24 protein-coding genes are annotated in these 24,590 nt (G+C 58.9%); 17 read left to right on the plus strand and 7 right to left on the minus strand.

The annotated features are described in order from the left end of the window. Window positions 1–264: 264 nt before the first annotated feature. Both purL and AC07VR_RS01265 read left to right on the plus strand, forming a co-directional pair. Window positions 265–4,161 carry a phosphoribosylformylglycinamidine synthase gene (purL, locus tag AC07VR_RS01260; protein ID WP_495010288.1) on the plus strand — a complete coding sequence of 1,299 codons (3,897 nt, stop codon included), beginning with the start codon at window positions 265–267 and terminating at the stop codon, window positions 4,159–4,161. Window positions 4,162–4,166: 5 nt separating this feature from the next. Then, on the plus strand, window positions 4,167–4,478 hold the full coding sequence (locus AC07VR_RS01265; RefSeq protein ID WP_495010289.1) for an NGG1p interacting factor NIF3: 312 nt from the start codon (window positions 4,167–4,169) through the stop codon (window positions 4,476–4,478). Between the two features lie 162 nt (window positions 4,479–4,640). Here AC07VR_RS01265 and AC07VR_RS01270 read toward each other — a convergent pair whose 3' ends face one another. Continuing rightward, window positions 4,641–5,150 (minus strand): L,D-transpeptidase family protein, encoded by a 510-nt coding sequence (locus AC07VR_RS01270; protein ID WP_494992495.1) that lies wholly within the window; start codon window positions 5,148–5,150, stop codon window positions 4,641–4,643. 36 nt (window positions 5,151–5,186) lie between these two features. Then, complete coding sequence (locus AC07VR_RS01275) at window positions 5,187–5,744, minus strand: NUDIX hydrolase (protein ID WP_494992496.1); 558 nt, start codon at window positions 5,742–5,744, stop codon at window positions 5,187–5,189. A gap of 147 nt (window positions 5,745–5,891) precedes the next feature. On the opposite strand from AC07VR_RS01275, the gene AC07VR_RS01280 reads away from it, so the two are divergent. The 5 genes from AC07VR_RS01280 to purT all read left to right on the plus strand — a co-directional run bounded on the left by AC07VR_RS01280 (window position 5,892) and on the right by purT (window position 9,121). Next, a complete protein-coding gene (locus AC07VR_RS01280) occupies window positions 5,892–6,491 on the plus strand; it encodes a CoA pyrophosphatase (RefSeq protein WP_494992497.1) in 600 nt (199 codons plus the stop codon). Between the two features lie 55 nt (window positions 6,492–6,546). Next, window positions 6,547–7,071, plus strand: a complete 525-nt coding sequence (locus AC07VR_RS01285) for a gamma carbonic anhydrase family protein (RefSeq protein ID WP_495010290.1) — start codon at window positions 6,547–6,549, stop codon at window positions 7,069–7,071. Beyond that, complete coding sequence (locus AC07VR_RS01290; RefSeq protein WP_494992499.1) at window positions 7,068–7,283, plus strand: DUF1289 domain-containing protein; 216 nt, start codon at window positions 7,068–7,070, stop codon at window positions 7,281–7,283. The genes AC07VR_RS01285 and AC07VR_RS01290 overlap by 4 nt, the downstream gene beginning before the upstream one ends. A gap of 65 nt (window positions 7,284–7,348) precedes the next feature. Beyond that, window positions 7,349–7,840: a preQ0 transporter gene (locus tag AC07VR_RS01295; protein WP_495010291.1), complete on the plus strand. Its 492-nt coding sequence runs from the start codon at window positions 7,349–7,351 to the stop codon at window positions 7,838–7,840. Between the two features lie 99 nt (window positions 7,841–7,939). Continuing rightward, complete coding sequence (purT, locus tag AC07VR_RS01300; RefSeq protein WP_494992501.1) at window positions 7,940–9,121, plus strand: formate-dependent phosphoribosylglycinamide formyltransferase; 1,182 nt, start codon at window positions 7,940–7,942, stop codon at window positions 9,119–9,121. Between the two features lie 86 nt (window positions 9,122–9,207). Here the strand turns inward: purT and AC07VR_RS01305 are convergent, their stop codons facing one another. The 3 genes from AC07VR_RS01305 to AC07VR_RS01315 form a co-directional block, all read right to left on the minus strand. Next, window positions 9,208–10,524: an MFS transporter gene (locus tag AC07VR_RS01305; RefSeq protein ID WP_495010292.1), complete on the minus strand. Its 1,317-nt coding sequence runs from the start codon at window positions 10,522–10,524 to the stop codon at window positions 9,208–9,210. Between the two features lie 259 nt (window positions 10,525–10,783). Further along, on the minus strand, window positions 10,784–12,025 hold the full coding sequence (locus tag AC07VR_RS01310) for a CNNM domain-containing protein (RefSeq protein WP_494992503.1): 1,242 nt from the start codon (window positions 12,023–12,025) through the stop codon (window positions 10,784–10,786). A 12-nt stretch (window positions 12,026–12,037) separates the two neighbouring features. Then, the gene (locus tag AC07VR_RS01315; RefSeq protein ID WP_494992504.1) at window positions 12,038–12,850 is read right to left on the minus strand and encodes a cytochrome C assembly family protein; all 813 of its coding nucleotides are present in this window, start codon (window positions 12,848–12,850) and stop codon (window positions 12,038–12,040) included. Window positions 12,851–13,060: 210 nt separating this feature from the next. Between AC07VR_RS01315 and ffh the strand changes: the two genes are divergently transcribed. The 10 genes from ffh to AC07VR_RS01365 all read left to right on the plus strand — a co-directional run bounded on the left by ffh (window position 13,061) and on the right by AC07VR_RS01365 (window position 22,201). Beyond that, a complete protein-coding gene (ffh, locus tag AC07VR_RS01320) occupies window positions 13,061–14,437 on the plus strand; it encodes a signal recognition particle protein (RefSeq protein ID WP_495010293.1) in 1,377 nt (458 codons plus the stop codon). Window positions 14,438–14,687: 250 nt separating this feature from the next. Continuing rightward, window positions 14,688–14,939, plus strand: a complete 252-nt coding sequence (gene rpsP, locus AC07VR_RS01325) for a 30S ribosomal protein S16 (protein ID WP_262114813.1) — start codon at window positions 14,688–14,690, stop codon at window positions 14,937–14,939. Window positions 14,940–14,944: 5 nt separating this feature from the next. Continuing rightward, window positions 14,945–15,481 (plus strand): ribosome maturation factor RimM, encoded by a 537-nt coding sequence (rimM, locus tag AC07VR_RS01330; protein ID WP_494992506.1) that lies wholly within the window; start codon window positions 14,945–14,947, stop codon window positions 15,479–15,481. Then, window positions 15,463–16,236, plus strand: a complete 774-nt coding sequence (trmD, locus tag AC07VR_RS01335; protein WP_494992507.1) for a tRNA (guanosine(37)-N1)-methyltransferase TrmD — start codon at window positions 15,463–15,465, stop codon at window positions 16,234–16,236. Before rimM ends, trmD begins: the two co-directional genes overlap by 19 nt. A gap of 45 nt (window positions 16,237–16,281) precedes the next feature. After that, entirely contained in the window at window positions 16,282–16,632 is a 351-nt protein-coding gene (rplS, locus tag AC07VR_RS01340) for a 50S ribosomal protein L19 (RefSeq protein WP_054593850.1), read from the plus strand. A gap of 208 nt (window positions 16,633–16,840) precedes the next feature. Next, window positions 16,841–17,737: a site-specific tyrosine recombinase XerD gene (gene xerD / locus AC07VR_RS01345; protein ID WP_494992508.1), complete on the plus strand. Its 897-nt coding sequence runs from the start codon at window positions 16,841–16,843 to the stop codon at window positions 17,735–17,737. A 274-nt stretch (window positions 17,738–18,011) separates the two neighbouring features. Continuing rightward, window positions 18,012–18,743 (plus strand): thioredoxin fold domain-containing protein, encoded by a 732-nt coding sequence (locus tag AC07VR_RS01350; RefSeq protein ID WP_495010294.1) that lies wholly within the window; start codon window positions 18,012–18,014, stop codon window positions 18,741–18,743. A gap of 136 nt (window positions 18,744–18,879) precedes the next feature. Further along, window positions 18,880–20,184 (plus strand): homoserine dehydrogenase, encoded by a 1,305-nt coding sequence (locus tag AC07VR_RS01355; protein WP_494992510.1) that lies wholly within the window; start codon window positions 18,880–18,882, stop codon window positions 20,182–20,184. A 66-nt stretch (window positions 20,185–20,250) separates the two neighbouring features. Next, window positions 20,251–21,660: a threonine synthase gene (gene thrC, locus AC07VR_RS01360; protein WP_494992511.1), complete on the plus strand. Its 1,410-nt coding sequence runs from the start codon at window positions 20,251–20,253 to the stop codon at window positions 21,658–21,660. A 253-nt stretch (window positions 21,661–21,913) separates the two neighbouring features. Next, window positions 21,914–22,201: a DUF3509 domain-containing protein gene (locus AC07VR_RS01365; protein ID WP_495010295.1), complete on the plus strand. Its 288-nt coding sequence runs from the start codon at window positions 21,914–21,916 to the stop codon at window positions 22,199–22,201. A gap of 165 nt (window positions 22,202–22,366) precedes the next feature. On the opposite strand, the gene AC07VR_RS01370 is transcribed toward AC07VR_RS01365, so the two are convergent. Both AC07VR_RS01370 and AC07VR_RS01375 read right to left on the minus strand, forming a co-directional pair. After that, window positions 22,367–23,329: a TIGR02285 family protein gene (locus tag AC07VR_RS01370; RefSeq protein WP_495010296.1), complete on the minus strand. Its 963-nt coding sequence runs from the start codon at window positions 23,327–23,329 to the stop codon at window positions 22,367–22,369. Further along, window positions 23,310–24,509 (minus strand): CaiB/BaiF CoA transferase family protein, encoded by a 1,200-nt coding sequence (locus tag AC07VR_RS01375; RefSeq protein WP_495010297.1) that lies wholly within the window; start codon window positions 24,507–24,509, stop codon window positions 23,310–23,312. The genes AC07VR_RS01370 and AC07VR_RS01375 overlap by 20 nt, the downstream gene beginning before the upstream one ends. Window positions 24,510–24,590: the final 81 nt, after the last annotated feature.

Genomic DNA, 24,590 nt, shown 5'->3' on the forward strand with positions numbered 1-24,590 from the left:
CACGACCGCCATATCTCGACAGCGAAGGGCATGTCTGCTAGCGAGAGAAAAAACCGGCTGAAGCCCTGAAAAACAGGCTCTGTGGCGCGAATGTGACGACAAAAATAACCCGTCGCACGCGCCTTGATAGCCATTGGTTAAAGGTGCTGGGCCACGGGCCGACGTTCGGCCAAAGGCTGGCGTGCCGTTTCGGGTGCCGTCGCGGGCGGTTTAGGCTAGAATGCACGGCCTCAAAGCACACCCCTTCCCGAGGCTGTCCCGAAGATGTTGATCCTGCGCGGCGCTCCTGCCCTTTCTGCCTTTCGCCACAGCAAACTTCTTGAGCAACTGAGCCGATGCGTCCCGGCTGTCAGTGGCTTGTATGCTGAATTCGCTCACTTCGCCGAAGTCACCGGCGTTCTGACCGGCGACGAACAGCAGGTGCTGGCGCGCCTTCTGAAGTACGGCCCAAGTGTGCCGGTACAAGAGCCGACCGGCCGTCTGTTCCTGGTGTTGCCGCGTTTCGGCACCATTTCGCCATGGTCGAGCAAGGCCAGCGACATCGCCCGCAACTGCGGCCTGGCGAAAATCCAGCGCCTGGAGCGCGGTATCGCTTTCTACGTGGCCGGTGAATTCACCGACGCGCAAGCACAGCTGATCGCCGATGCGCTGCACGACCGCATGACCCAGATCGTGCTGGAAAACCTCGAGCAGGCTGCCGGTCTGTTCAGTCACTCCGAACCCAAGCCGCTGACTGCTATCGACGTGCTGGGTGGCGGTCGCGCCGCGCTGGAGAAAGCCAACGTCGAGCTGGGCCTGGCCCTGGCGGAAGACGAAATCGATTACCTGGTCAACGCCTTCGTAGGCCTTGCGCGCAACCCGCACGACATCGAACTGATGATGTTCGCCCAGGCGAACTCCGAGCACTGCCGTCACAAGATCTTCAACGCCAGTTGGGACATCGACGGCGAGAACCAGGAAAAAAGCCTGTTCGGCATGATCAAGAACACCTACGTGATGCACAGCGAAGGCGTTCTGTCGGCTTACAAGGACAACGCTTCGGTGATTGTCGGCAACGTTGCCGGCCGTTTCTTCCCGGACCCTGAAACCCGCCAGTATGGCGCGGTGCAGGAACCGGTGCACATCCTGATGAAAGTCGAGACCCACAACCACCCGACCGCGATTGCCCCGTTTCCGGGCGCCTCCACCGGTTCCGGTGGCGAGATCCGCGACGAAGGCGCCACGGGTCGCGGTGCCAAGCCAAAGGCTGGCCTGACCGGTTTCACCGTGTCCAACCTGCAGATCCCGGGCTTCGAACAACCGTGGGAAGTGCCATACGGCAAACCCGAGCGCATCGTCACCGCGCTGGACATCATGATCGAAGGCCCATTGGGCGGCGCTGCGTTCAACAACGAATTCGGCCGTCCGGCGCTGACCGGTTATTTCCGTACCTTCGAACAATCCATCACCACCCCGCATGGCGATGAAGTGCGCGGTTACCACAAGCCGATCATGTTGGCGGGTGGTATGGGCAACATCCGTGAAGAACACGTGAAGAAAGGTGAAATCGTCGTTGGCTCCAAGCTGATCGTGCTCGGCGGCCCGGCAATGCTCATCGGCCTGGGCGGCGGCGCAGCTTCTTCCATGGCCACCGGCACCAGCTCGGCAGACCTGGACTTTGCTTCGGTACAGCGCGAAAACCCGGAAATGGAACGCCGTTGCCAGGAAGTCATTGACCGTTGCTGGCAGTTGGGTGAACACAACCCGATCAGCTTTATCCACGACGTGGGGGCGGGCGGTCTGTCCAACGCCTTCCCGGAACTGGTCAACGACGGCGACCGTGGTGGCCGCTTCGAGCTGCGCAACATTCCAAACGACGAGCCGGGCATGGCCCCGCACGAGATCTGGAGCAACGAATCCCAGGAGCGCTACGTTCTGGCCGTCGGCCCGGCCGACTTCGAACGCTTCAAGGCGATCTGCGAACGTGAGCGCTGCCCGTTCGCCGTGGTCGGCGAAGCCACTGCCGAGCCACAGCTGACTGTCACCGACAGCCACTTCGGCAACAGCCCGGTGGACATGCCGCTCGAAGTGCTGCTGGGCAAAGCCCCGCGCATGCACCGTTCGGTCGTTCGTGAAAGCGAGCTGGGCGACGATTTCGATCCGTCGACGCTGAACATCGCCGACTGCGTCGAGCGCGTTCTGCATCACCCGGCCGTGGCCAGCAAAAGCTTTTTGATCACCATCGGCGACCGCACCATCACCGGCCTCGTGGCCCGTGATCAGATGGTCGGTCCGTGGCAGGTTCCGGTGGCCGACGTCGCCGTCACCGCCACCAGCTTCGACGTTTACACCGGTGAAGCCATGGCCATGGGCGAGCGCACTCCGCTGGCGCTGCTGGACGCTCCGGCGTCGGGCCGCATGGCCATCGGCGAAACCCTGACCAACATCGCCGCGTCGCGCATCGGCAAGATCTCCGACATCAAACTGTCAGCGAACTGGATGTCCGCAGCCGGTCACCCGGGCGAAGACGCGCGTCTGTACGACACCGTCAAAGCGGTCGGCATGGAACTGTGCCCGGAACTGGGTATCACCATTCCGGTGGGCAAGGACTCGATGTCCATGGCCACCCGCTGGAACGATAAAGGCGTGGACAAGAGTGTAACCTCGCCAATGTCGCTGATCGTGACCGGTTTTGCACCGGTGACCGACATCCGTCAGACCCTGACCCCGCAACTGCGCATGGACAAGGGCACCACCGATCTGATCCTGATCGACCTGGGCCGTGGCCAGAACCGCATGGGCGCCTCGATCCTGGCACAGGTTCACGGCAAGCTCGGCAAGCAGGCTCCGGACGTCGACGACGCCGAAGACCTGAAAGCCTTCTTCGCGGTGATCCAGGGCCTCAACGCCGACGGTCACCTGCTGGCCTACCACGACCGTTCCGACGGTGGTCTGCTGACCAGCGCCGTGGAAATGGCCTTCGCCGGCCACTGCGGTCTGAGCCTGAACCTCGACGGTCTGGCTGAAACCTCGGCCGATATCGCTGCGATCCTGTTCAACGAAGAGCTGGGTGCCGTGATTCAGGTTCGTCAGGACGCCACTGCGGACATCCTCGCGCAGTTCAGCGCTGCCGGCCTGGGCGACTGCGTTTCGGTGATCGGTCAGCCGCTCAACAACGGCGAAGTCACCATCAGCTTCAATGGTGAAACCGTTTTTGAAGGCCAGCGTCGTCTGCTGCAACGTCAGTGGGCCGAAACCAGCTACCAGATTCAGCGTCTGCGCGACAACGCTGATTGCGCCGAGCAAGAGTTCGACGTACTGCTGGAAGAAGACAACCCGGGTCTGAGCGTCAAGCTGAGCTACGACGTGAACCAGGACATCGCTGCGCCGTACATCAAGAAAGGCATTCGTCCTCAGGTGGCGGTACTGCGTGAGCAGGGCGTCAACGGTCAGGTGGAAATGGCTGCGGCGTTCGACCGTGCCGGCTTCAACGCGATCGACGTGCACATGAGCGACATTCTTGCCGGTCGTGTCGACCTCAACGAGTTCAAAGGTCTGGTGGCGTGCGGTGGTTTCTCCTATGGCGACGTTCTCGGCGCGGGTGAGGGCTGGGCCAAGTCGGCACTGTTCAACAGCCGTGCACGGGATGCCTTCCAGGGCTTCTTCGAACGTAACGACAGCTTCACCCTCGGTGTGTGCAACGGTTGCCAGATGATGTCCAACCTGCACGAACTGATCCCGGGCAGCGAGTTCTGGCCGCACTTCGTGCGTAACCGTTCCGAGCAGTTCGAAGCCCGTGTGGCGATGGTTCAGGTGCAGGAATCGAACTCGATCTTCCTGCAAGGCATGGCCGGTTCGCGTATGCCAATCGCCATCGCCCACGGTGAAGGCCATGCTGAGTTCGAGAGCGAAGAGGCACTGCTCCAGGCCGATCTGTCCGGTTGCGTGGCGATGCGTTTCGTCGACAACCACGGCAAGGTCACTGAAAACTACCCGGCCAACCCGAACGGCTCGCCGCGCGGGATCACCGGGCTGACCAGCCGCGACGGTCGTGTGACCATCATGATGCCGCACCCTGAGCGGGTGTTCCGTGCCGTGCAGAACTCCTGGCGCTCGGAAGACTGGAACGAAGACGCGCCATGGATGCGCATGTTCCGTAACGCTCGGGTCTGGGTTAACTAAAGGCCGTGTACAAGCTCAGCTTTTTTGTGCCGCCCAGCCACGTCGACGTGGTCAAAAGCGCCGTATTCGCCGCCGGTGGCGGGCGGATCGGTGCTTATGATCAGTGTTCGTGGCAGGTGCTGGGCCAGGGCCAGTTTCGTCCACTGGACGGCAGTCAGCCGTTTCTCGGGCAAACCGGTCTGGTTGAGCAAGTGGCGGAATGGAAGGTTGAGCTGGTGGTGGCCGATGAGTTGATCCACTCGGTGGTGATGGCGCTCAAGCAAAGCCATCCCTATGAGACGCCGGCTTATGAAGTGTGGCGGTTGGAAGATTTATGATCCGACGCCGTAAAATGAAAAACCCGCTGAATCGGTAACGGTCAGCGGGTTTTTTGTTGTTCGTTCTGGCGCCTCGCGGGCAAGAACCAGGCGGCTCCTGCAGTTGATCGCATTTCCCGGTAGGAGCTGGCGCAGCCTGCGATCTTTTGATCTTCTTTTAAATTACGGACGAATTTCGATCATCGTGCCGTCCGGGACCAGGCCCCAGATTTCGCGCATGTCGATGTTGCGCAAGGCAATACAGCCGTCGGTCCAGTCCAGGGTATGGAAAAGCTGCTCCGGGTAATCCAGGGTATCCGGGGTGCCGTGGATCATGATCATGCCCCCGGGCTCTACCCCTTCACGACGCGAGCGCACCGAGTCGCTGACGTTTGGGTAGGAGATGTGCATGGCCAGGTTGAAGCGGTCACTGATCTTGCGCCAGTCCACCCAATAAATACCTTCCGGCGTGCGTTTATCGCCTTCCATGAGCTTCGCGCCTCTGGGCTGTTTGCCCAGGGAGATGCGATAGGTCCTGACCGGCTTGCCGCCGTTGAGCAATTGCAGTTGGCGGGCTGATTTGAGTACCAGCACTTTTTCGATGACTTTGCCATCCAGGGTTACCACCGTGGAGGCGGTGGCCTGGGAGGCAGTAACGAACAACAGGCAGAAGAGGGCAAGCAACCAGCGCATTACAGCGATATCCCTAAGAGTACGGTGTACTTTCTATTATTTAAGTGTAATCGCAGGTTGCGCGAGTGGTGGAATCGATTCGGACCGGACCGGGTAAACCTGTGTCTGTCTGTCAGCGAAGAAGCATTCTAAAGTACGCCCGACGGTGCGGAAAGCCAGCTCGGACCAAGGGATGTCGGCTTCTTCGAAAAGTCGCACTTCCAGGCTCTCTTCGCCGGCAGCAAAGTCGAGGTCCGCCAGCTCTGCGCGAAAGAACACATGCACCTGATTGATATGCGGCACGTCGATCAAGGTGTAGATGCTCAGGTTACGTACCCGTGCGCAGGCCTCCTCGCTGGTCTCGCGAATCGCGGCTTGCTCGACGGTTTCGCCGTTCTCCATGAAGCCCGCCGGCAACGTCCAGTAACCGCGTCGCGGTTCGATGGCGCGACGGCAGAGCAGTACCTGGGTGCCCCAGGTCGGCAGGCAACCGGCGACAATATTCGGGTTCTGGTAATGAATGGTCTGGCAGTGATCACAGACAAAACGCAGGCGCGAATCGCCTTCGGGAATGCGCTGGGTAACCGGGTTGCCGCAGTGGCTGCAGAATTTCATGCTGGGTTTCCGTAAATGCTGTGCCTATCTTGGCGTGCGGGGCCCTGTGTCGGCAAGTTGTCGTTAAGCGACATGCAGTGGATCGGGGGTTGGGCGAGGGATTTCTTTGGTGCATGATGCAAAGTAGCCAACAGATCGAGATGACTCATGCTGGACGAGCTACTTCATCGCGTAAGCAATCACATTCCGCGTACGCTGGAGACTGACCGACGTTTCCCCGAAGCCGCAGTGCTGGTGCCTATCACCCGCAGTGACGAGCCAGAGCTGGTATTGACCCTGCGCGCGAGCGGGCTCTCGACCCATGGCGGCGAAGTGGCTTTTCCGGGGGGGCGGCGCGATCCGGAAGATCCCGACCTGATCTTTACCGCCCTGCGCGAAGCCGAAGAAGAAATCGGCTTGCCGCCTGGTCTGGTAGAAGTGATCGGGCCACTCAGTCCGCTGATCTCCCTGCACGGCATCAAGGTCACACCTTACGTCGGGGTGATCCCGGATTTCGTTGAGTACCGGGCCAACGATGCCGAGATTGCTGCGGTGTTCAGCGTGCCGTTGGAGTTCTTCCGCGAGGACCCACGTGAACATACCCACCGTATCGACTATCAGGGGTGCAGTTGGTATGTGCCCAGCTATCGTTTCGGTGAGTACAAGATTTGGGGGCTGACAGCGATTATGATCGTCGAGTTGATCAACCTGCTCTATGACGCAAAAATCAGCCTGCATCACCCGCCCAAAAGCTTTATCAATATTTGAAGCCATTGCTCACATGGCCTGAACCCGTGGCACCGTAAGCCTTGAGGATAACTAGATGAAATACCGCCTGGGCGACGCCCGAGTCGAAACCCATCCACAGAGCTGGGTTGCACCCAACGCCACGCTGGTGGGCAAGGTCAAACTGGAGGAGGGCGCCAACGTCTGGTTCAACGCGGTATTGCGCGGTGACAATGAACTGATCCTGATCGGCAAGAACAGCAATGTGCAAGATGGCACCGTCATGCACACCGATATGGGGTATCCGCTGACCATCGGTACCGGTGTGACCATCGGCCATAACGCCATGCTGCATGGTTGCACCGTCGGCGACTTCAGCCTGATCGGTATTAATGCAGTGATCCTTAACGGCGCGAAAATCGGCAAGAACTGCATCATCGGCGCCAATTCGCTGATTGGCGAAGGCAAGGAAATTCCCGATGGTTCGCTGGTGATGGGCTCGCCGGGCAAGGTGGTGCGCGAGTTGACCGAATCGCAGAAGAAAATGCTCGAAGCCAGCGCCGCGCACTATGTCCACAACTCCCGGCGTTACGCCCGGGATCTCGTTGAGCAGCAAGAATGAGCACGACCGAAAGACCAGTCGTCTCGCCCTGCGTGAACATTTGCGCACTCGATGAGGATGACGTCTGCACCGGCTGTCAACGCACCGTCGATGAAATCACCCGCTGGAGCCGGATGGACAACGACGAGCGCCGTAAGGTGCTGGGGTTGTGTCATGAACGGGCGAAGTCCAGCGGGTTGGTGTGGATGATCGGGGCCAAGCCGAATATCTGAACCTCGCCACAGGTTTGGTGTGACTTCCTTGGCCCAACCCCATCGCCTGACGTACCCTGTGTGCCTTGTTTCCAGGTTCCCCTGCGCGCCAGCTCTTCCTGATCGCTTACATCGCCAGCGTCGTGCTGATCAACTACGCCTTTTCCACCGCCCCGCAGCTGGACATTATCTGGTCGGCCTGGGGCGGGTTGGTGTTCGTGTTGCGAGACATGGTGCAAACCCGTTTTGGCCACGGCGCCATTCTTGCGATGCTGGCTGCGCTGGTGCTGTCCTACGTCACTTCGGATCCGTCGATCGCGCTGGCCAGCGCGATCGCCTTCGCAGTCTCCGAATGCATTGACTGGCTGGTGTTCAGCATCACCAGGCGGCCGTTGCACGATCGCCTGTGGATAAGTTCGGCGCTGAGCATTCCGCTGGATACCGTCATCTTTTTCGGCCTGATCGGCGCACTGACTCCGGGTGTGGTTCTCACTGCTCTGGGTTCGAAATTCGCTGGCGTGACCGTCGTTTGGCTGGCCATGGCCTGGCGTTTGCGCAAGAACGCGGTCCTGGGTTAAAGCCAAACCGCCCGGTTCATGTAAAATGCCGCGCTTTCTCCCCATGGGAAGCCCGCTCAGCGTGCGACCCTCGATGATCCGCTCCTTTGAGGACCTGAGATGACCCGTATCGGAACTCCATTGTCGCCAACCGCGACCCGCGTTTTGCTGTGTGGCTGCGGTGAGCTGGGCAAAGAGGTGGTAATCGAGCTGCAACGCCTGGGCGTTGAAGTGATTGCCGTGGATCGCTACGCCAATGCGCCGGCCATGCAAGTGGCTCACCGCAGCCATGTGATCAACATGCTCGACGGTGCGGCGCTGCGTGCAGTGATCGAAGCCGAGAAGCCGCACTTCATCGTGCCGGAAATCGAAGCCATCGCCACCGCCACCCTGGTTGAGCTAGAGGCCGAAGGTTTCACGGTGATTCCAACCGCCCGTGCCGCTCAGCTGACCATGAACCGCGAAGGCATCCGTCGCCTGGCCGCTGAAGAGCTGGACCTGCCGACCTCGCCGTACCATTTCGCTGATACCGTCGAAGACTACCGCAAGGCGGTCGAAGATCTCGGCTTCCCGTGTGTGGTCAAGCCGGTGATGAGTTCGTCGGGCAAAGGCCAGAGCCTGCTACGCAGCGTCGATGACGTGCAGAAAGCCTGGGATTACGCGCAAGAAGGCGGCCGTGCCGGCAAAGGGCGGGTGATCATCGAAGGCTTTATCGACTTCGATTACGAAATCACGTTGCTGACGGTGCGTCATATCGGCGGTACCACCTTCTGCGCGCCGGTCGGCCATCGTCAGGAGAAGGGTGACTACCAGGAGTCCTGGCAGCCGCAGGCCATGAGCCCGATCGCGCTGGCTGAATCCGAGCGTGTTGCCAAGGCCGTGACCGAGGCCTTGGGTGGCCGTGGTCTGTTCGGTGTTGAGCTGTTCATCAAAGGCGATCAGGTCTGGTTCAGCGAAGTGTCGCCACGTCCGCACGACACTGGTCTGGTGACCCTGATTTCCCAGGATCTTTCGCAGTTCGCCCTGCATGCCCGGGCAATCCTTGGTTTGCCAATCCCGTTGATCCGTCAGTTCGGCCCATCGGCCTCGGCGGTGATTCTGGTGGAAGGGCAGTCGACCCAGACTGCATTCGCCAACCTGGGCGCTGCGTTGAGCGAACCGGATACTGCCCTGCGTTTGTTTGGCAAGCCAGAAGTGAATGGCCAGCGCCGCATGGGCGTTGCCCTGGCGCGTGACGAGTCGATCGAGGCTGCAAGGGCCAAGGCGACCCGTGCTTCGCAAGCGGTTGTTGTAGAGCTGTAACCGAGTCGCGGCCATCGCGAGCAAGCTCGCTCCCACAAGGACGATGCATTTCCCTGTGGGAGCGAGCTTGCTCGCGATGCGATCTATCAGGCGACTCGATTCAAATCATTTCCTCTGGTCTCTTTCAAGCACAGCACAGCCATCAAGCTGAGCAGCGCTGCGCCTGACACATAGCCGCCGACCCAACTCAAACCGCCCATTGCCACCAGCTTCTGCGCAAAGAACGGTGCCGCCGATGCACCGACAATGCCGCCCAAATTGTAGGCTGCTGATGCGCCGGTATAACGCACATGTGTGGGAAACAGTTCCGGCAGCAAAGCGCCCATGGGTGCGAAGGTCACGCCCATCAAAAACAGCTCGATGCACAGGAACAGCGCAACACCCCAGGTCGAGCCCTGAGTCAGCAACGGCTCCATGGTAAAACCGGAAAGAACCGCCAGTACAGCGCCGACAATCAACACCGGTTTGCGCCCGTAACGGTCGCTGGCCAAGGCTGCCAGTGGTGTGGCCGCGGCCATGAACAGTACGGCGAAGCACAGCAGGCCAAGGAAGGTTTCACGGCTATAGCCGAGGGTCGAGACACCGTAACTCAGCGAGAATACTGTCGAAATATAAAACAGTGCATAGCAGACCACCATCGCAGCCGCGCCGAGCAGCATCGGCGCCCAATGCTGGCTGAACAGTTCAACGACCGGGATCCTCACCCGCTCCTGACGGGCAATGGCGTTGGCGAAAACTGGAGTTTCATGCAGTTTCAGGCGCACATAGAGGCCGACCATTACCAGTGCTGCGCTGAGCAGGAACGGAATTCGCCAGCCCCACGAGCGGAACTGTTCGTCGTTCAGGGTCATTGCCAGGGTCAGGAACAGGCCGTTGGCGGCGAGGAAACCGATCGAGGGGCCGAGCTGAGGGAACATGCCGAACCAGGCGCGTTTGCCCTTCGGTGCGTTCTCGGTGGCGAGCAGCGCCGCGCCACCCCATTCGCCGCCCAGACCAAGCCCCTGACCGAAGCGCAGCACGCACAGCAGGATCGGGGCCCAGGCGCCGATGCTGTCATAGCCGGGCAGCACGCCGATCAGCGTGGTGCAGACGCCCATCAACAGCAAGGATGCGACCAGCGTCGATTTGCGGCCGATGCGATCACCGAAGTGACCGAACAGCGCCGAACCCAGAGGTCGGGCCAGAAAGGCGATACCGAACGTGAGGAATGCCGAAAGCATTTGCGCAGTGCCGGAGGTCTGCGGGAAGAACACCGGGCCGATGACCAGCGCCGCCGCAGTGGCGTAAACGTAGAAGTCGTAGAACTCGATGGCGGTGCCGATGAAGCTGGCAGTGGCCACGCGGGTGGCGGAGTTCGTCGGTTGGGCGGGTGCAGTGTCACTATACGTGGTGCTGGTAGTCATGCGGTTATCCCTGACAGTCATGTGCTCCGTTGGAGCGAATTATTATGGTCGAACACCCAGGGATGTGGGTTTTACGCAGGCGCGACTCGGGATGGGAGTCGGCGCCGGACAGGTGCAGGCAATGCGGGGCCAGAACTCGCTGAGTGCGGGTAGCACGTGGTCCGGCGGGGCTTGGGTAAGCGGGTTCGATTATAGGAAGCCGCTTATCGATCAAACAAGGAGTAGAGCAGCCTAAATACAGCTGCTAGGGAGCTGCGTTTTATAAAGACACTGGAACGGAGCCGGTGTGCCAGATCAGTACACGGCTGACGCGATTGTCTTCGGTGGCGAGGATTTCCAGGCGATAGCGGCCAATCTTCAGGCATACCGCGCTGTCCGGGATGGTTTCCAGAGCTTCGGTGACCAGCCCGTTGAGGGTTTTCGGGCCGTCGCTGGGCAAGTGCCAGCCGAGACTCTTGTTCAGATCGCGAATCGATGCAGCGCCGTCGATCACCAGGCGGCCGTCGGCCTGGGGATGAATGTGTGGATTGTCGATGCGTTGCTCGCTTTCGAACTCGCCGACGATTTCTTCGAGAATATCTTCCAGAGTGACTATGCCGAGCACTTCACCGTATTCATCAACCACCATGCCCAGACGGCGCTGCTGTTTGTGGAAATTGAGTAACTGCAGCTGTAGAGGGGTGCTTTCCGGAACGAAATAAGGTTCGTGACAGGCATCCAGCAATGCGTTCTTGGTCAGGCTCGCGTCTGGCAACAAGTGGCGAATCTGGCGGGTGTTGAGCACCGCCTCGACCTGGTTGATATCGCTGTGGAACACCGGCAGCCGAGTGCGTTTGGAGAGTCGCAGCTGTTCGATGATCTCTTCGATCGGATCGTCCAGATTGATCCCGTCGACTTCGCTGCGTGGTACCAGGATGTCGTTGACCGTGATGTTGTCCAGTGCATGAATGCCGGACAACAGGTGTGGGCGGCAGGCGGCGTGTTCGTGGTTCGGTTCGTGGTCAAGGGCTGGCGGTAACTCATCATCGCTCAGTTTGACGCTGGCGGATTTGACGCTGAGCGGGCGCAGAAGCAATCGGGCGATGCTGTTCAATAGCCATGCGGCGGGATAGAGGATCTTCAGTGGCACGCCAAGCAGGGTATTGCCCAATCCAAGGATTGCTTCGGGATAACGTGTGGCGAGGGTTCGCGGCAGGTAGTCGGCGAACACCAACAGGATCGCGGTGGCACTCAGGAAGGCCAGCAACGGCCCTTTCTCTTGCCAGTAACCTACGGCTAGCAACGTGCCGATAATCACCGCCAGCACCCGGCTCAGCGTGTTGCAAAAGATCAGGCTCTCGCGCGGGAAGCTCAGTCTGGCCAGTGGCTTGTCACCCGAACGCGACGCGGTGCGCTGGGCCAGCAGATGCTGTTGAGCGATCTCGATGGCGGTAAATAGTCCCGACCATAAAACCAGCAGGGCCAGTACCGCGAGCATAGGCCCCAAGGGCAAGTTGTCCATTATGGTTGCCCGTCAGATATGCAGGATGTATTCACGGACCAGCTTGCTGCCGAAGTACGCCAGCATCAGCAGGCAGAAACCGGCAAGGGTCCAGCGAATGGCCTTGTGTCCGCGCCAGCCGAGGCGGTTACGGCCCCACAGCAGCACACTGAAGACGATCCAGGCCAGGCACGCCAGCAGGGTCTTGTGCACCAGGTGTTGGGCGAACAGGTTCTCGACAAACAGCCATCCGGAGATCAGCGACAGCGACAGCAGCGTCCAGCCAGCCCAGAGGAAACTGAACAGAAAGCTTTCCATGGTTTGCAGTGGCGGGAAATTCTTGATCAGGCCGGAGGGGTGTTTGTGCTTGAGCTGATGATCCTGCACCAGCAGCAGCAAGGCCTGGAACACCGCGATGGTGAACATGCCATAGGCCAGGATCGACAACAGAATATGTGCAAGGATTCCTGGCTCTTCATCGATTACCTGCACGGTGCCCGAAGGTGCGAACTGCGCCAGTAACACCGTCGCCATTCCTAACGGGAATAGTAATAAAAGAAGGTTTTCCACCGGGATCCGCGAGCAAGCCAGCAGGGTCAGGGCAATTACCGCTGCGGCGATCAGGCTGGCGGCGCTGAAGAAGTCCAGGCCCAGGCCGCCCGGGGTCATCAGATGGGTGAAGAGGCTGGCGCTGTGAGCCAGCACCGCGAGGATGCCGAGCGTGACCAGCAGGCGTTTGTTTGCCTTGGCGCCGTTGGCCAGCCGGGTGCCTTGATAGATAGTCGCAGCGGCGTATAGGCAGGCGGCGGCGAGGGTGGTTAGCAAGCTGGGTGACAAGGGGAGCATAAATCCTGTTAGGCAAGCCCGAAAGGAACTGAGTTTGGCATAGAACCCACATATCACGAAAGACCACGCAACCAGACGGCGAGGTGTGCGCCGGGCCCAGTCTTCGCTATAATCCGCGACCTGCCCACGCCGCAGGCTCGCCGAGCGTTCGTTTTTCACGGGCTGGGCCGCCATTACCTCGGTCTACAATAGGGCCTGAAAGGATCGCGCATGTTTGAAAACCTAACCGACCGTCTCTCGCAGACGCTGCGCCATGTCACCGGCAAGGCCAAGCTGTCCGAAGACAATATCAAAGACACCCTGCGTGAAGTGCGCATGGCGTTGCTCGAAGCCGACGTCGCCTTGCCGGTGGTCAAAGACTTCGTCCATGCGGTCAAGGAGCGCGCTGTCGGCACAGAGGTGTCGCGCAGTCTGACGCCGGGCCAGGCCTTCGTGAAGATCGTTCAGGCCGAACTCGAAAGCCTGATGGGCGCCGCCAACGAAGACCTGAACCTGAGTGCTGTGCCGCCGGCCGTAGTGCTGATGGCCGGTCTGCAAGGTGCCGGTAAAACCACCACCGCCGGTAAACTTGCGCGCTTCCTTAAAGAGCGCAAAAAGAAGAGCGTCATGGTGGTTTCGGCGGACGTCTACCGTCCGGCGGCGATCAAACAGCTGGAAATGCTCGCCGGTGAAGTCGGCGTAACCTTCTTCCCGTCTGATCTCAGCCAGAAGCCGGTGGCGATCGCTGAGGCGGCTATTAAAGAAGCCCGACTCAAATTCATCGATGTGGTGATCGTCGATACCGCCGGTCGTCTGCACATCGACGCCGAGATGATGGGCGAGATACAGGCCCTGCATGCGGCGATCAAACCTGTAGAAACACTGTTCGTGGTCGACGCCATGACCGGTCAGGACGCCGCCAACACCGCCAAGGCCTTTGGTGATGCGCTGCCGCTGACCGGTGTGATTCTGACCAAGGTCGACGGTGACGCCCGTGGCGGTGCTGCGCTGTCTGTGCGTGCGATTACCGGCAAGCCGATCAAGTTCATCGGTATGGGCGAGAAGAGCGATGCGCTCGATCCGTTCCACCCTGAGCGGATCGCTTCGCGGATCCTCGGCATGGGCGACGTGCTCAGCCTTATCGAGCAGGCCGAGCAGACCCTTGATAAAGACAAAGCCGAAAAACTGGCGAAAAAGCTCAAGAAAGGTAAAGGTTTCGATCTCGAAGACTTCCGCGATCAACTGCAACAGATGAAGAGCATGGGCGGCCTCGGCGGTCTCATGGACAAACTGCCAAATATCGGTGGTGTGAATCTGGCGCAAATGGGCAATGCCCAGGGCGCAGCAGAGAAGCAGTTCAAGCAAATGGAAGCCATCATCAACTCCATGACCCCGGCCGAGCGCCGTGACCCTGAGCTGATCAGTGGTTCGCGCAAACGTCGGATTGCCATGGGTTCCGGTACCCAGGTGCAGGACATCGGTCGCTTGATCAAGCAGCACAAGCAGATGCAGAAGATGATGAAAAAATTCTCCGCCAAAGGCGGAATGGCGAAAATGATGCGCGGCATGGGCGGAATGTTGCCCGGCGGCGGCATGCCGAAAATGTAAAGTTTTCGCGCCGGCAGTTATGTCGGCGCTACCCCACACGGACGTGGGATCTCCAGCAAACCCGCACTTGGCGGGAGCTGACCCGCCGTCGTTCGCGACGGCTCTATAGCAAATCTTGATGGCATGCCGATAGGCGCCGGAAAAAGACATTTGCAAAAGTCCGGATATTCCTTAGAATATGCGGCCTTTCGGGCACCTATGCCCGCTGTGCATTTAGATTTGCAGCACCGACTACAGGAACGATGTTCACATGCTAACAATCCGTCTTGCCCTTGGCGGCTCCAAAAAGCGCCCGTTTTACCACTTGACCGTGACCGACAGCCGCAACCCACGCGACGGTTCGCACAAAGAACAAGTTGGTTTCTTCAACCCGATCGCTCGTGGTCAAGAAGTCCGCCTGTCCGTGAACCAAGAGCGCGTAGCCTACTGGCTGAGCGTTGGTGCACAACCTTCTGAGCGTGTTGCTCAGTTGCTCAAGGATGCTGCTAAGGCTGCGGCCTGAGCAATATGAACGCGACGCCAGCAATCGCTGATGATTTGATCGTTATCGGCAAGATTTATTCTGTTCACGGCGTTCGCGGCGAAGTGAAGGTGTATTCCTTTACTGATCCGATTAAAAACCTGTTGGACTACAAAACCTGGACGCTGCGGCGCGAAGGCAATGTGAAACAGGTTGAGCTGGTCAGCGGACGCGGGAACGACAAGTTCCTGGTCGCAAAGCTCAAGGATCTTGATGATCGTGAAGAAGCTCGTCTTCTGGCCGGTTACGAGATCTGCGTGCCGCGCAACCTGTTCCCTGAACTGACCGACGGCGAGTACTACTGGTACCAGCTGGAAGGTCTGAAGGTTATCGACACTCACGGGCAATTGTTCGGGAAAATCGATCATCTTCTGGAAACCGGCGCCAATGATGTAATGGTGGTCAAGCCTTGCGCTGGCAGCCTGGATGATCGCGAACGCCTATTGCCGTATACCGGGCAATGCGTGTTGGCCGTCGACCTGGCAGCGGGCGAGATGAAGGTGGAATGGGACGCGGACTTCTAAACGTGGCTAATTTGCGCGTAGAAGTGATCAGTTTGTTTCCCGAGATGTTTTCCGCCATCAGCGACTATGGCATTACCAGCCGCGCGGTGAAACAGGGGCTCTTGCAGCTGACCTGTTGGAATCCGCGAGACTACACAACGGATCGACATCACACTGTGGATGATCGCCCATTTGGCGGTGGCCCGGGCATGGTGATGAAGATCAAGCCCCTGGAAGATGCTCTGGTTCAGGCCAGGCAGGCAGCCGGGGAGGCGGCGAAGGTAATTTACCTGTCGCCCCAAGGCCGTCGATTGACTCAGTCGGCGGTACGCGAGTTGGCGAATGAGGAAGCATTAATCCTGATTGCCGGCCGCTATGAAGGCATTGACGAGCGGTTTATTGAGGCTCATGTCGATGAAGAGTGGTCGATTGGCGACTATGTACTTTCCGGTGGCGAGCTGCCGGCGATGGTCCTGATAGATGCGGTTACACGACTGCTGCCCGGAGCTTTAGGGCATGCGGACTCCGCCGAGGAAGATTCCTTTACGGATGGTTTGCTGGATTGCCCGCATTACACCCGACCGGAGGTGTATGTGGATCAGCGTGTTCCCGACGTGTTGCTAAGTGGCAACCACGCACATATCCGGCGATGGCGTTTACAGCAGTCCCTTGGCAGGACCTTTGAACGACGCGCCGATCTTCTGGAAAGCCGCTCGCTTTCTGGAGAAGAGAAGAAGCTGCTCGAGGAATACATCCGCGAGCGGGACGATAGTTAACAACGTATCGATGGTAGATCCGACGATTTACCTTAGGAGCACAGCATGACTAACAAAATCATCCTTGCACTCGAAGCAGAGCAGATGACCAAAGAGATCCCTACCTTTGCCCCGGGCGACACCATTGTCGTTCAGGTGAAAGTGAAGGAAGGCGACCGTTCGCGTCTGCAAGCGTTCGAAGGCGTAGTAATCGCCAAGCGTAACCGTGGTGTGAACAGTGCTTTCACTGTTCGTAAAATCTCCAACGGTGTTGGCGTAGAGCGTACTTTCCAGACCTACAGCCCGCAAATCGACAGCATGGCCGTTAAACGTCGCGGTGACGTACGTAAAGCCAAGCTGTACTACCTGCGCGACCTGTCCGGTAAAGCAGCTCGCATCAAGGAAAAACTGGTTTAAGTCCAGCTTCTCCGATGCGAAAAAAGCAGCCTGCGGGCTGCTTTTTTGTTGCCTGTTTTTTGCCCCCGATCCCACTGGAGATCGGCTAAAACTGTGGACTCGCAGTTGCCCTGTTCCTTGAAATGGCGTGCTATGAAAGACTAGTGATCATCACCACTGTTCGCTATTTATTTATACGCGGCCTTGAGCTTGCGAATCCTGAGTGCTCATGCCTGCCATCGATCATCCCCTGATAGACCAGTTTCTCGATGCCCTATGGTTGGAAAAGGGTCTTGCCGAAAATACCCGTGACGCCTATCGCAGTGACTTGGCGCTGTTCAACGGCTGGCTGCGCGAGCAAAGCCTGGAGCTGGTCAACGCCGGTCGCGAGCTGATTCTCGATCATCTGGCCTGGCGTCTGGAGCAGGCCTATAAACCACGTTCCACAGCGCGTTTTCTCTCGGGTGTACGTGGTTTTTATCGTTACCTGCTGCGGGAAAAATTGATTGCGGTCGACCCGACGTTGCAAATTGATATGCCGCAGCTGGGCAGGCCATTGCCCAAATCCCTGTCAGAAGCGGACGTTGAGGCGCTGCTGACGGCACCGGACCTGAGTGAGGCTATCGGTCAGCGTGATCGCGCCATGCTCGAAGTGCTGTATGCCTGTGGTTTGCGCGTGACCGAGCTGATCAGCCTGACCCTGGAGCAAGTCAATCTGCGCCAGGGCGTGCTGCGGGTGATGGGCAAAGGCAGCAAGGAGCGGCTGGTGCCGATGGGCGAGGAGGCGATTGTCTGGGTCGAGCGCTACATGCGCGACGCTCGTGGCGAGCTGCTGGGCGGGCGACCTAGCGACGTGTTGTTCCCCAGCCTGAGAGGTGAACAGATGACCCGGCAAACGTTCTGGCACCGGATCAAGCACCAGGCAAAAGTCGCCGGGATCGGAAAATCCCTGTCCCCCCACACCTTGCGCCATGCCTTTGCCACCCACTTGCTCAACCATGGCGCCGATCTGCGGGTGGTGCAGATGCTGCTCGGTCACAGCGACCTGTCGACCACGCAGATCTACACTCATGTGGCGCGAGCCCGGTTGCAAGACCTGCACGCCAAACACCACCCTCGAGGATGATTGCCGGCTCTGTGTAGGCGCGAGCTTGCTCGCGATGGTCGCGGACGATAACGCGTGTTGTCTGAGTGAGCGCGTCGTCCTTGCGTTAATCGCGAGCAATCGAGCGTCGACCGGCTGCTCCTGCAAGGGGCGATTTTGATGTGTTGTCTGAGCGGCAGTCGGCCCCGCAGGCCAACTGTGGTAGGCTTTGTCGGTTTGCACAGTGGGCGGCTAAAACCCGATGTTTCAGTACCGGCGTTGTACCCGTTCCATTTGTCCGCCTTCAGGAGTTCCCATGCGTGTGACCCAGATTATTGCCGCTGCAGCCATTGCGTTGGTCAGCACCTTTGCTGTGGCCGATGACGCCGCCGAGCAAGCGATTCGCAAGAGCCTCGAAAGCCTGCATCTCGAAGTGCCCGTCGAGACCATCACTGCCAGCCCGTTGGCCGGTCTGTACGAAATCAAACTCAAGGGCAGCCGTGTGCTGTACGCCAGTGCTGATGGCCAGTTCGTCATGCAGGGTTATCTGTTCCAGCTCAAGGATGGCAAACCGGTAAACCTGACTGAAAAAGCCGAACGTTTGGGCATTTCCAGGTTGATCAACGGCATCCCCGTCGCAGAAACTGTGGTTTATCCGGCCATCGGCGAAACCAAAACGCACATTACTGTATTCACCGACACCACGTGCCCGTACTGCCACAAGCTGCACGCCGAAGTGCCTGAGCTGAACAAAATGGGCATCGAAGTGCGCTATGTTGCTTTCCCGCGTCAGGGCCTGGGCTCGCCGGGTGACGAGCAGCTGCAAGCGGTCTGGTGCTCGAAAGACAAGAAAGCGGCCATGGACAGTATGGTCGATGGCAAGGAAATCAAGGCTGCCAAGTGCGACAACCCGGTTTCCAGGCAGTTCGCTCTCGGTCAGTCTATCGGTGTGAACGGTACACCGGCCATCGTTTTGGCCGACGGCCAAGTGATTCCGGGCTATCAGCCTGCGCCACAAGTCGCCAAACTGGCGTTGGGCGCGAAATAATCCTGCGTCGTCACGGTAAGCCTTTGACGATCATGGTTCGGCGACAGCAGTCGTCGTTCCGTTAAATAGAGCGCCGCGTGCTTGCGGCTGTTTTCCACGGCCGACCTTGAGTCGGCCGTTTTATGGGGAGTTCAGAGTGAATCCGGTCAAAGTAGGCATCTGTGGGTTAGGTACCGTCGGTGGCGGCACCTTCAACGTACTTCAGCGTAACGCCGAGGAGATTGCCCGCCGTGCCGGGCGTGGAATCGAAGTGGCTCAAATTGCCATGCGTACGCCTAACCCTCAGTGTGAGATTACCGGTACCCCCATTACCAACGATGTCTTCGCTGTCGCGACCAACCCTGAAATCGATATTGTCATCGAGCTGATTGGTGGTTATACCGTGGCCCGTGAGCTGGTACTCAAGGCCATCGAGAACGGCAAGCACGTGGTCACCGCGAACAAGGCACTGATTGCCGTTCACGGCAATGAAATCTTCGCCAAGGCTCGTGAGAAGGGCGTAATCGTCGCCTTCGAAGCTGCCGTGGCCGGTGGCATCCCGGTAATCAAGGCGATCCGTGAAGGCCTGTCGGCGAACCGCATCAACTGGGTCGCGGGGATCATCAACGGCACCGGTAACTTCATCCTCACCGAAATGCGTGAAAAAGGCCGGACCTTCGAAGACGTGCTGGTCGAGGCGCAGGCCCTGGGCTACGCGGAAGCTGATCCGACCTTCGACGTTGAAGGTATCGATGCGGCGCACAAGCTGACGATTCTGGCGTCCATCGCCTTCGGTATCCCGCTGCAATTCGACAAGGCCTACACAGAAGGCATCACCAGGCTGACCACTGCTGACGTGAACTACGCCGAAGCGCTGGGCTATCGCATCAAGCACCTGGGTGTGGCACGCAGCACGCCAAGCGGCATCGAGCTGCGCGTACACCCGACGCTGATCCCGGCTGATCGTCTGATCGCCAACGTCAATGGCGTGATGAACGCCGTCATGGTCAACGGCGACGCTGCGGGTTCAACGCTGTTCTATGGTGCCGGTGCTGGCATGGAGCCAACGGCTTCGTCGGTGATCGCGGATCTGGTGGACGTGGTTCGCGCCATGACCTCGGACCCGGAAAACCGCGTACCGCACCTGGCCTTCCAGCCGGACTCGCTGTCGGCCCATCCGATCCTGCCGATCGAAGCCTGCGAAAGTGCCTACTACCTGCGTATCCAGGCCAAGGACCACCCGGGCGTGCTGGCCCAGGTTGCGAGCATCCTGTCGGAGCGTGGCATCAACATCGAATCGATCATGCAAAAAGAAGTTGAAGAGCACGACGGTCTGGTACCAATGATCCTGCTGACCCACCGTGTGCTGGAGCAGCACATGAACGATGCGATCACCGCTCTGGAAGCGTTGCAGGATGTGGTCGGTCCTGTCGTGCGGATCCGGGTCGAGCACTTGAACTAAGCCGTTATTGTTCCGAGGGCTGTTTGCCAAGCCCTCGTTTGAGAACTCTTTTTAGAGGAGCCAGTCATGCGTTATATCAGTACCCGCGGCCAGGCACCGGCCCTGAATTTCGAAGATGTCCTGCTGACCGGTCTGGCCAGCGATGGCGGCCTGTACGTGCCAGAAAACCTGCCACGCTTCACTCAGGAAGAAATTGCCTCCTGGGCCGGCCTGCCATACCACGAGCTGGCATTCCGGGTGATGCGCCCGTTTGTCAGCGGTAGCATTCCGGATGTGGACTTCAAGAACATCCTTGAAGAAACCTACGGTGCGTTCTCCCACGGCGCTGTTGCGCCGTTGCGTCAGCTCAACGGTAACGAATGGGTGCTCGAGCTGTTCCACGGCCCGACGCTGGCGTTCAAGGATTTTGCTCTGCAACTGCTCGGTCGCTTGCTCGATTACGTGCTGGAGAAGCGTGGCGAGCGCGTGGTGATCCTTGGTGCCACCTCGGGTGATACCGGTTCTGCCGCCATCGAAGGGTGCCGTCGTTGCGACAACGTCGACATCTTCATTCTGCATCCGCACAACCGCGTTTCTGAAGTTCAGCGTCGGCAGATGACGACCATCTTCGGCGAGAACATTCACAACATCGCCGTTGAAGGTAACTTCGACGATTGCCAGGAAATGGTCAAGGCCAGCTTCGCCGACCAGAGCTTCCTCAAGGGCACTCGCCTGGTGGCGGTGAACTCGATCAACTGGGCGCGGATCATGGCCCAGATCGTTTACTACTTCCATGCAGCCCTGCAGCTGGGCGGCCCGGCCCGTTCGGTATCGTTCTCGGTGCCAACCGGCAACTTCGGCGATATCTTCGCTGGCTACCTGGCGCGTAACATGGGTCTGCCGATCAATCAATTGATTGTCGCTACCAACCGCAACGACATCCTGCACCGCTTCATGAGCGGCAATCAGTACGTCAAGGAAACCCTGCACGCGACCCTGTCGCCGTCGATGGACATCATGGTCTCCTCGAACTTCGAACGTCTGTTGTTCGATATGCACGGTCGCAATGGTGCGGCGCTGGCCGGCCTGATGGAGACCTTCAAGCAGGGTGGCGGTTTCAGCGTCGACGAGGATCGCTGGACTGAAACACGCAAGCTGTTCGATTCGCTGGCGGTCGACGATGAGCAAACCTGCGAAACCATTGCCGAAGTCTTCGCACAATGTGGCGAGTTGCTGGATCCGCATACCGCCATCGGCGTCAAGGCCGCGCGTGAGTGCCGCCGCAGCCTGGATATACCGATGGTGATTCTGGGGACGGCCCACCCGGTCAAGTTCCCTGAAGCCGTGGAGAAAGCTGGTGTAGGAAAAGCGCTTGAACTGCCCGCTCATCTTTCTGATTTGTTTGAACGGGATGAACGCTGCACCGTTTTGGCAAATGACTTGAAAGCCGTGCAGGCCTTTGTCAGTCAACATGGCAACCGCGGCAAGCCACTTTGATTGACTGGACCCGTCACATATTGAAGCCCGTCTCATGATGGGCTTTTTATTGTGCCGCACCAGAATCACCGGAAGGTTGACGATTCGACGTGGCTGTTTTTTCTCTGTCATCTTTTCCATGCATGCTCCATGTACTCAGGTTGACGAGGTTCGCTCTTCGTTGACGTGAAGGGCTTTCTTCTCGGGCTGGTGGTCATTTGCAGTGGACAGGCCCTTAGGCACTTTGTTTTCGGACTATTGAGTGGTGATCGAGATGGAAAGTATCAGCCTATTGCTGGGTGAGGCTTTGAGCCCGTATCAGGTCGCACTGGGCCCCTCGGGTGCCGGTGGCGAATGCCTGGTGACGTTGAAGAATGCGGCCGGGTCCATCGTGGTCGAGCGGGCGTTCAATCAGGCTCAGTTGACCGATAAACGTTTGCTGACAGACGTAGTCGACGGCCTGCACCGTGACGTGCTGATTGCCGAGGGGCGTCTTGAGCCCAGCGTCATCGCTGCTTTGCGTAATGCCGCGCAGGACAAGGCTTTTGCCAGCAGAAATTGATTCTATTTATTTTTGAACCTTAATACCGTCTGGTAAGTCAGACTTTGTACAACGGGACCAAGCATTGTGCTCCGGTGCTTGCAGCTTGTTGTACGGGTCTTTGTAGGCCACGTTTAACCCCGAGTCGTTTCCCCACTTCTCGGGGTTTCTTTTGCCTGGCGTTTGTCATTGCTCTTGAGGGAGCTGAAAAAATGCCCTGGCGTCCTCCAGGTAATCGCGGCGCATCTCTGGATCAAGCCAAGCGGTATAAAAATCGATCAGTGTGTTCTGACGCAGGTCGCGCAAGGCTTTGTTGATGCTGGCAATGGCCTGACGGCCCTCTGCCGTATTCGAGCAACCGACATGGATCGACTGGTACTTTTCCGTATCCTTGATCGGGTAGAACTCCAGCTCAGCGGGCGATATGCCTTGCCGTTGTGCCTGGTACCGGATTTCCAGCCAGTAGCCCAATAACGCGGTCAAGCGTCCCAGGCGCTGCATTTGCAACAAGCTACCCAGCGCGTCATTGCCATAGTGCGCAGCCAATGTGTCGACCGGAGCGTGTTGCAGTTGAGCATCGATCCGTTGGCCATAGCTGCGTTCGGCAACCACTCCGAGCTTCTGGCTGCTGGCCAGAAGTGCCGTCAGATCGACCTTGCCGCCGACGATGAACGGCTCCAGGGTGGCGCGGTCTTGATGGCGCACTGCCAGACCGTTACTCAGGATCCTCAAGGCGGGAATCGAAAACTCGATCCACTGCGTGCGCTCTTTGCTCCAGAGCAATGAAGGATCGCAGGTAAATGAGGGTTCATGGAGCATTTGCATGCCGCGCGCGCGGTTGACCCGCATGATGTTGTGCTGGTATTGCGGCATGCTGGCGATCAACAGCGGCATCAGCCGATCAATGGCGCCTTGACCTTTTTCTGGTGCTTCGAGAATCGTCAACGGTGGCAGGTCGCGCAGCAGCCAGATCAGCGTCTCCTTGGCTTGAGCCGCCCTTGGTGCGGCCAATAGCCACACCAGCATCGGCAAAATCCCCAGCATGCGAAGCGTTCGCCACCAGGCGCGACGAAGCATTGCGCTGCTTGCCAGCGTCGGCCTCCGGCGAGCCAAAGACAGTGGTTTCAGCTTAGATAGCCCCGACTTCACGTAGCCGGTTGATCTGCACGGCGTCGTAGCCAAGGTTGTTCAGCACTTGCACGTTATGTTCACCGAGCGCTGGCCCGACCCATTCGGATGTGCCCGGTGTGTCCGAAAGTTTTGGCACTATCCCCGGCATCTTGAAGGCCTTGCCATCGGGTAGCTTGGCCTGCAGGAACATTTCCCGGGCCAGAAACTGCGGATCACTGAACATGTCTTCGGCGCTGAAAATCCGGCTGGCCGGTACTTCGGCAAGGTTCAATCGCTCGATCACCGCGTCCAGCGGCAGTGAGCTGACCCAGCGATCAATCACGCCGTATATTTCATCGCGGCGGCTGTCGCGACCATCGTTGCTGCTCAGGGACGGATCGTCAGCCAGATCCTCGCGACCGATCGCCTGCATGAAACGTTTGAAGATCGCATCGCCGTTAGCGCCGATTTGCACATGTTTCCCGTCGGCGCTGGTGTGGATGGAGGAGGGCGTGATGCCAGGCATGATGTTGCCGGTGCGCTCACGGATAAACCCGAAGACGTCGAACTCCGGGACCATGCTTTCCATCATGGCGAAGATCGCCTCATACAGCGCAACGTCCACCACTTGCCCCTGACCACCATTAACCTCGCGGTGACGTAGCGCCATGAGCCCGCCAATCACGCCCCAGAGCGCGGCGATCGAATCACCGATGGAAATGCCGGTGCGCACGGGTGGCCGGTCCTCGAAGCCGGTGATGTAGCGCAGGCCGCCCATGGACTCGCCGACCGCACCGAAGCCGGGCTGATCCTTCATCGGTCCGGTCTGACCGAAGCCGGACAGGCGCACCATCACCAGTTTCGGGTTCAATGCGTGCAAAACCTCCCAGCCGAGGCCGAGTTTTTCCAGCACGCCTGGGCGGAAATTTTCGATCAGGATGTCCGCTTCACTGAGCAACTGTTTGAGAATCGCCAGACCGTCCGGGTGTTTCAGGTTCAAAGTCAGGGATTTCTTGTTGCGCGCCTGGACGAACCACCACAGCGATGTGCCTTCATAGAGCTTGCGCCATTTGCGCAACGGGTCACCGCCATCCGGGGATTCGACCTTGATCACGTCGGCGCCGAATTCGCCGCAGATGCGTGAGGCGAAGGGGCCGGCGATCAAGGTGCCGAGTTCGATGACTTTTACCCCGGCAAGAGGTTTGGCGGTGAGCGGCATGGGAAATCCTGTAGGGCAAACGGCTGAGCGGAGAGAGCGTTTTAACATAGCCCGGCTATCTGGCTAAAGGATGATGAGTCG

The sequence above is a fragment of the Pseudomonas sp. GW821-FHT02H09 genome, assembly GCF_059421425.1.

What these genes read in the sequence shown, in the direction of transcription:
- purL (WP_495010288.1), top strand. Translation starts at nt 265, where the DNA reads ATGTTGATCCTGCGCGGCGCTCCTGCCCTTTCTGCCTTTCGCCACAGC.
- AC07VR_RS01270 (WP_494992495.1), bottom strand. Translation starts at nt 5,150, where the DNA reads ATGCGCTGGTTGCTTGCCCTCTTCTGCCTGTTGTTCGTTACTGCCTCC.
- AC07VR_RS01275 (WP_494992496.1), bottom strand. Translation starts at nt 5,744, where the DNA reads ATGAAATTCTGCAGCCACTGCGGCAACCCGGTTACCCAGCGCATTCCC.
- AC07VR_RS01280 (WP_494992497.1), top strand. Translation starts at nt 5,892, where the DNA reads ATGCTGGACGAGCTACTTCATCGCGTAAGCAATCACATTCCGCGTACG.
- AC07VR_RS01285 (WP_495010290.1), top strand. Translation starts at nt 6,547, where the DNA reads ATGAAATACCGCCTGGGCGACGCCCGAGTCGAAACCCATCCACAGAGC.
- AC07VR_RS01290 (WP_494992499.1), top strand. Translation starts at nt 7,068, where the DNA reads ATGAGCACGACCGAAAGACCAGTCGTCTCGCCCTGCGTGAACATTTGC.
- purT (WP_494992501.1), top strand. Translation starts at nt 7,940, where the DNA reads ATGACCCGTATCGGAACTCCATTGTCGCCAACCGCGACCCGCGTTTTG.
- AC07VR_RS01305 (WP_495010292.1), bottom strand. Translation starts at nt 10,524, where the DNA reads ATGACTACCAGCACCACGTATAGTGACACTGCACCCGCCCAACCGACG.
- AC07VR_RS01310 (WP_494992503.1), bottom strand. Translation starts at nt 12,025, where the DNA reads ATGGACAACTTGCCCTTGGGGCCTATGCTCGCGGTACTGGCCCTGCTG.
- AC07VR_RS01315 (WP_494992504.1), bottom strand. Translation starts at nt 12,850, where the DNA reads ATGCTCCCCTTGTCACCCAGCTTGCTAACCACCCTCGCCGCCGCCTGC.
- ffh (WP_495010293.1), top strand. Translation starts at nt 13,061, where the DNA reads ATGTTTGAAAACCTAACCGACCGTCTCTCGCAGACGCTGCGCCATGTC.
- rpsP (WP_262114813.1), top strand. Translation starts at nt 14,688, where the DNA reads ATGCTAACAATCCGTCTTGCCCTTGGCGGCTCCAAAAAGCGCCCGTTT.
- rimM (WP_494992506.1), top strand. Translation starts at nt 14,945, where the DNA reads ATGAACGCGACGCCAGCAATCGCTGATGATTTGATCGTTATCGGCAAG.
- trmD (WP_494992507.1), top strand. Translation starts at nt 15,463, where the DNA reads ATGGGACGCGGACTTCTAAACGTGGCTAATTTGCGCGTAGAAGTGATC.
- rplS (WP_054593850.1), top strand. Translation starts at nt 16,282, where the DNA reads ATGACTAACAAAATCATCCTTGCACTCGAAGCAGAGCAGATGACCAAA.
- xerD (WP_494992508.1), top strand. Translation starts at nt 16,841, where the DNA reads ATGCCTGCCATCGATCATCCCCTGATAGACCAGTTTCTCGATGCCCTA.
- AC07VR_RS01350 (WP_495010294.1), top strand. Translation starts at nt 18,012, where the DNA reads ATGCGTGTGACCCAGATTATTGCCGCTGCAGCCATTGCGTTGGTCAGC.
- thrC (WP_494992511.1), top strand. Translation starts at nt 20,251, where the DNA reads ATGCGTTATATCAGTACCCGCGGCCAGGCACCGGCCCTGAATTTCGAA.
- AC07VR_RS01365 (WP_495010295.1), top strand. Translation starts at nt 21,914, where the DNA reads ATGGAAAGTATCAGCCTATTGCTGGGTGAGGCTTTGAGCCCGTATCAG.
- AC07VR_RS01375 (WP_495010297.1), bottom strand. Translation starts at nt 24,509, where the DNA reads ATGCCGCTCACCGCCAAACCTCTTGCCGGGGTAAAAGTCATCGAACTC.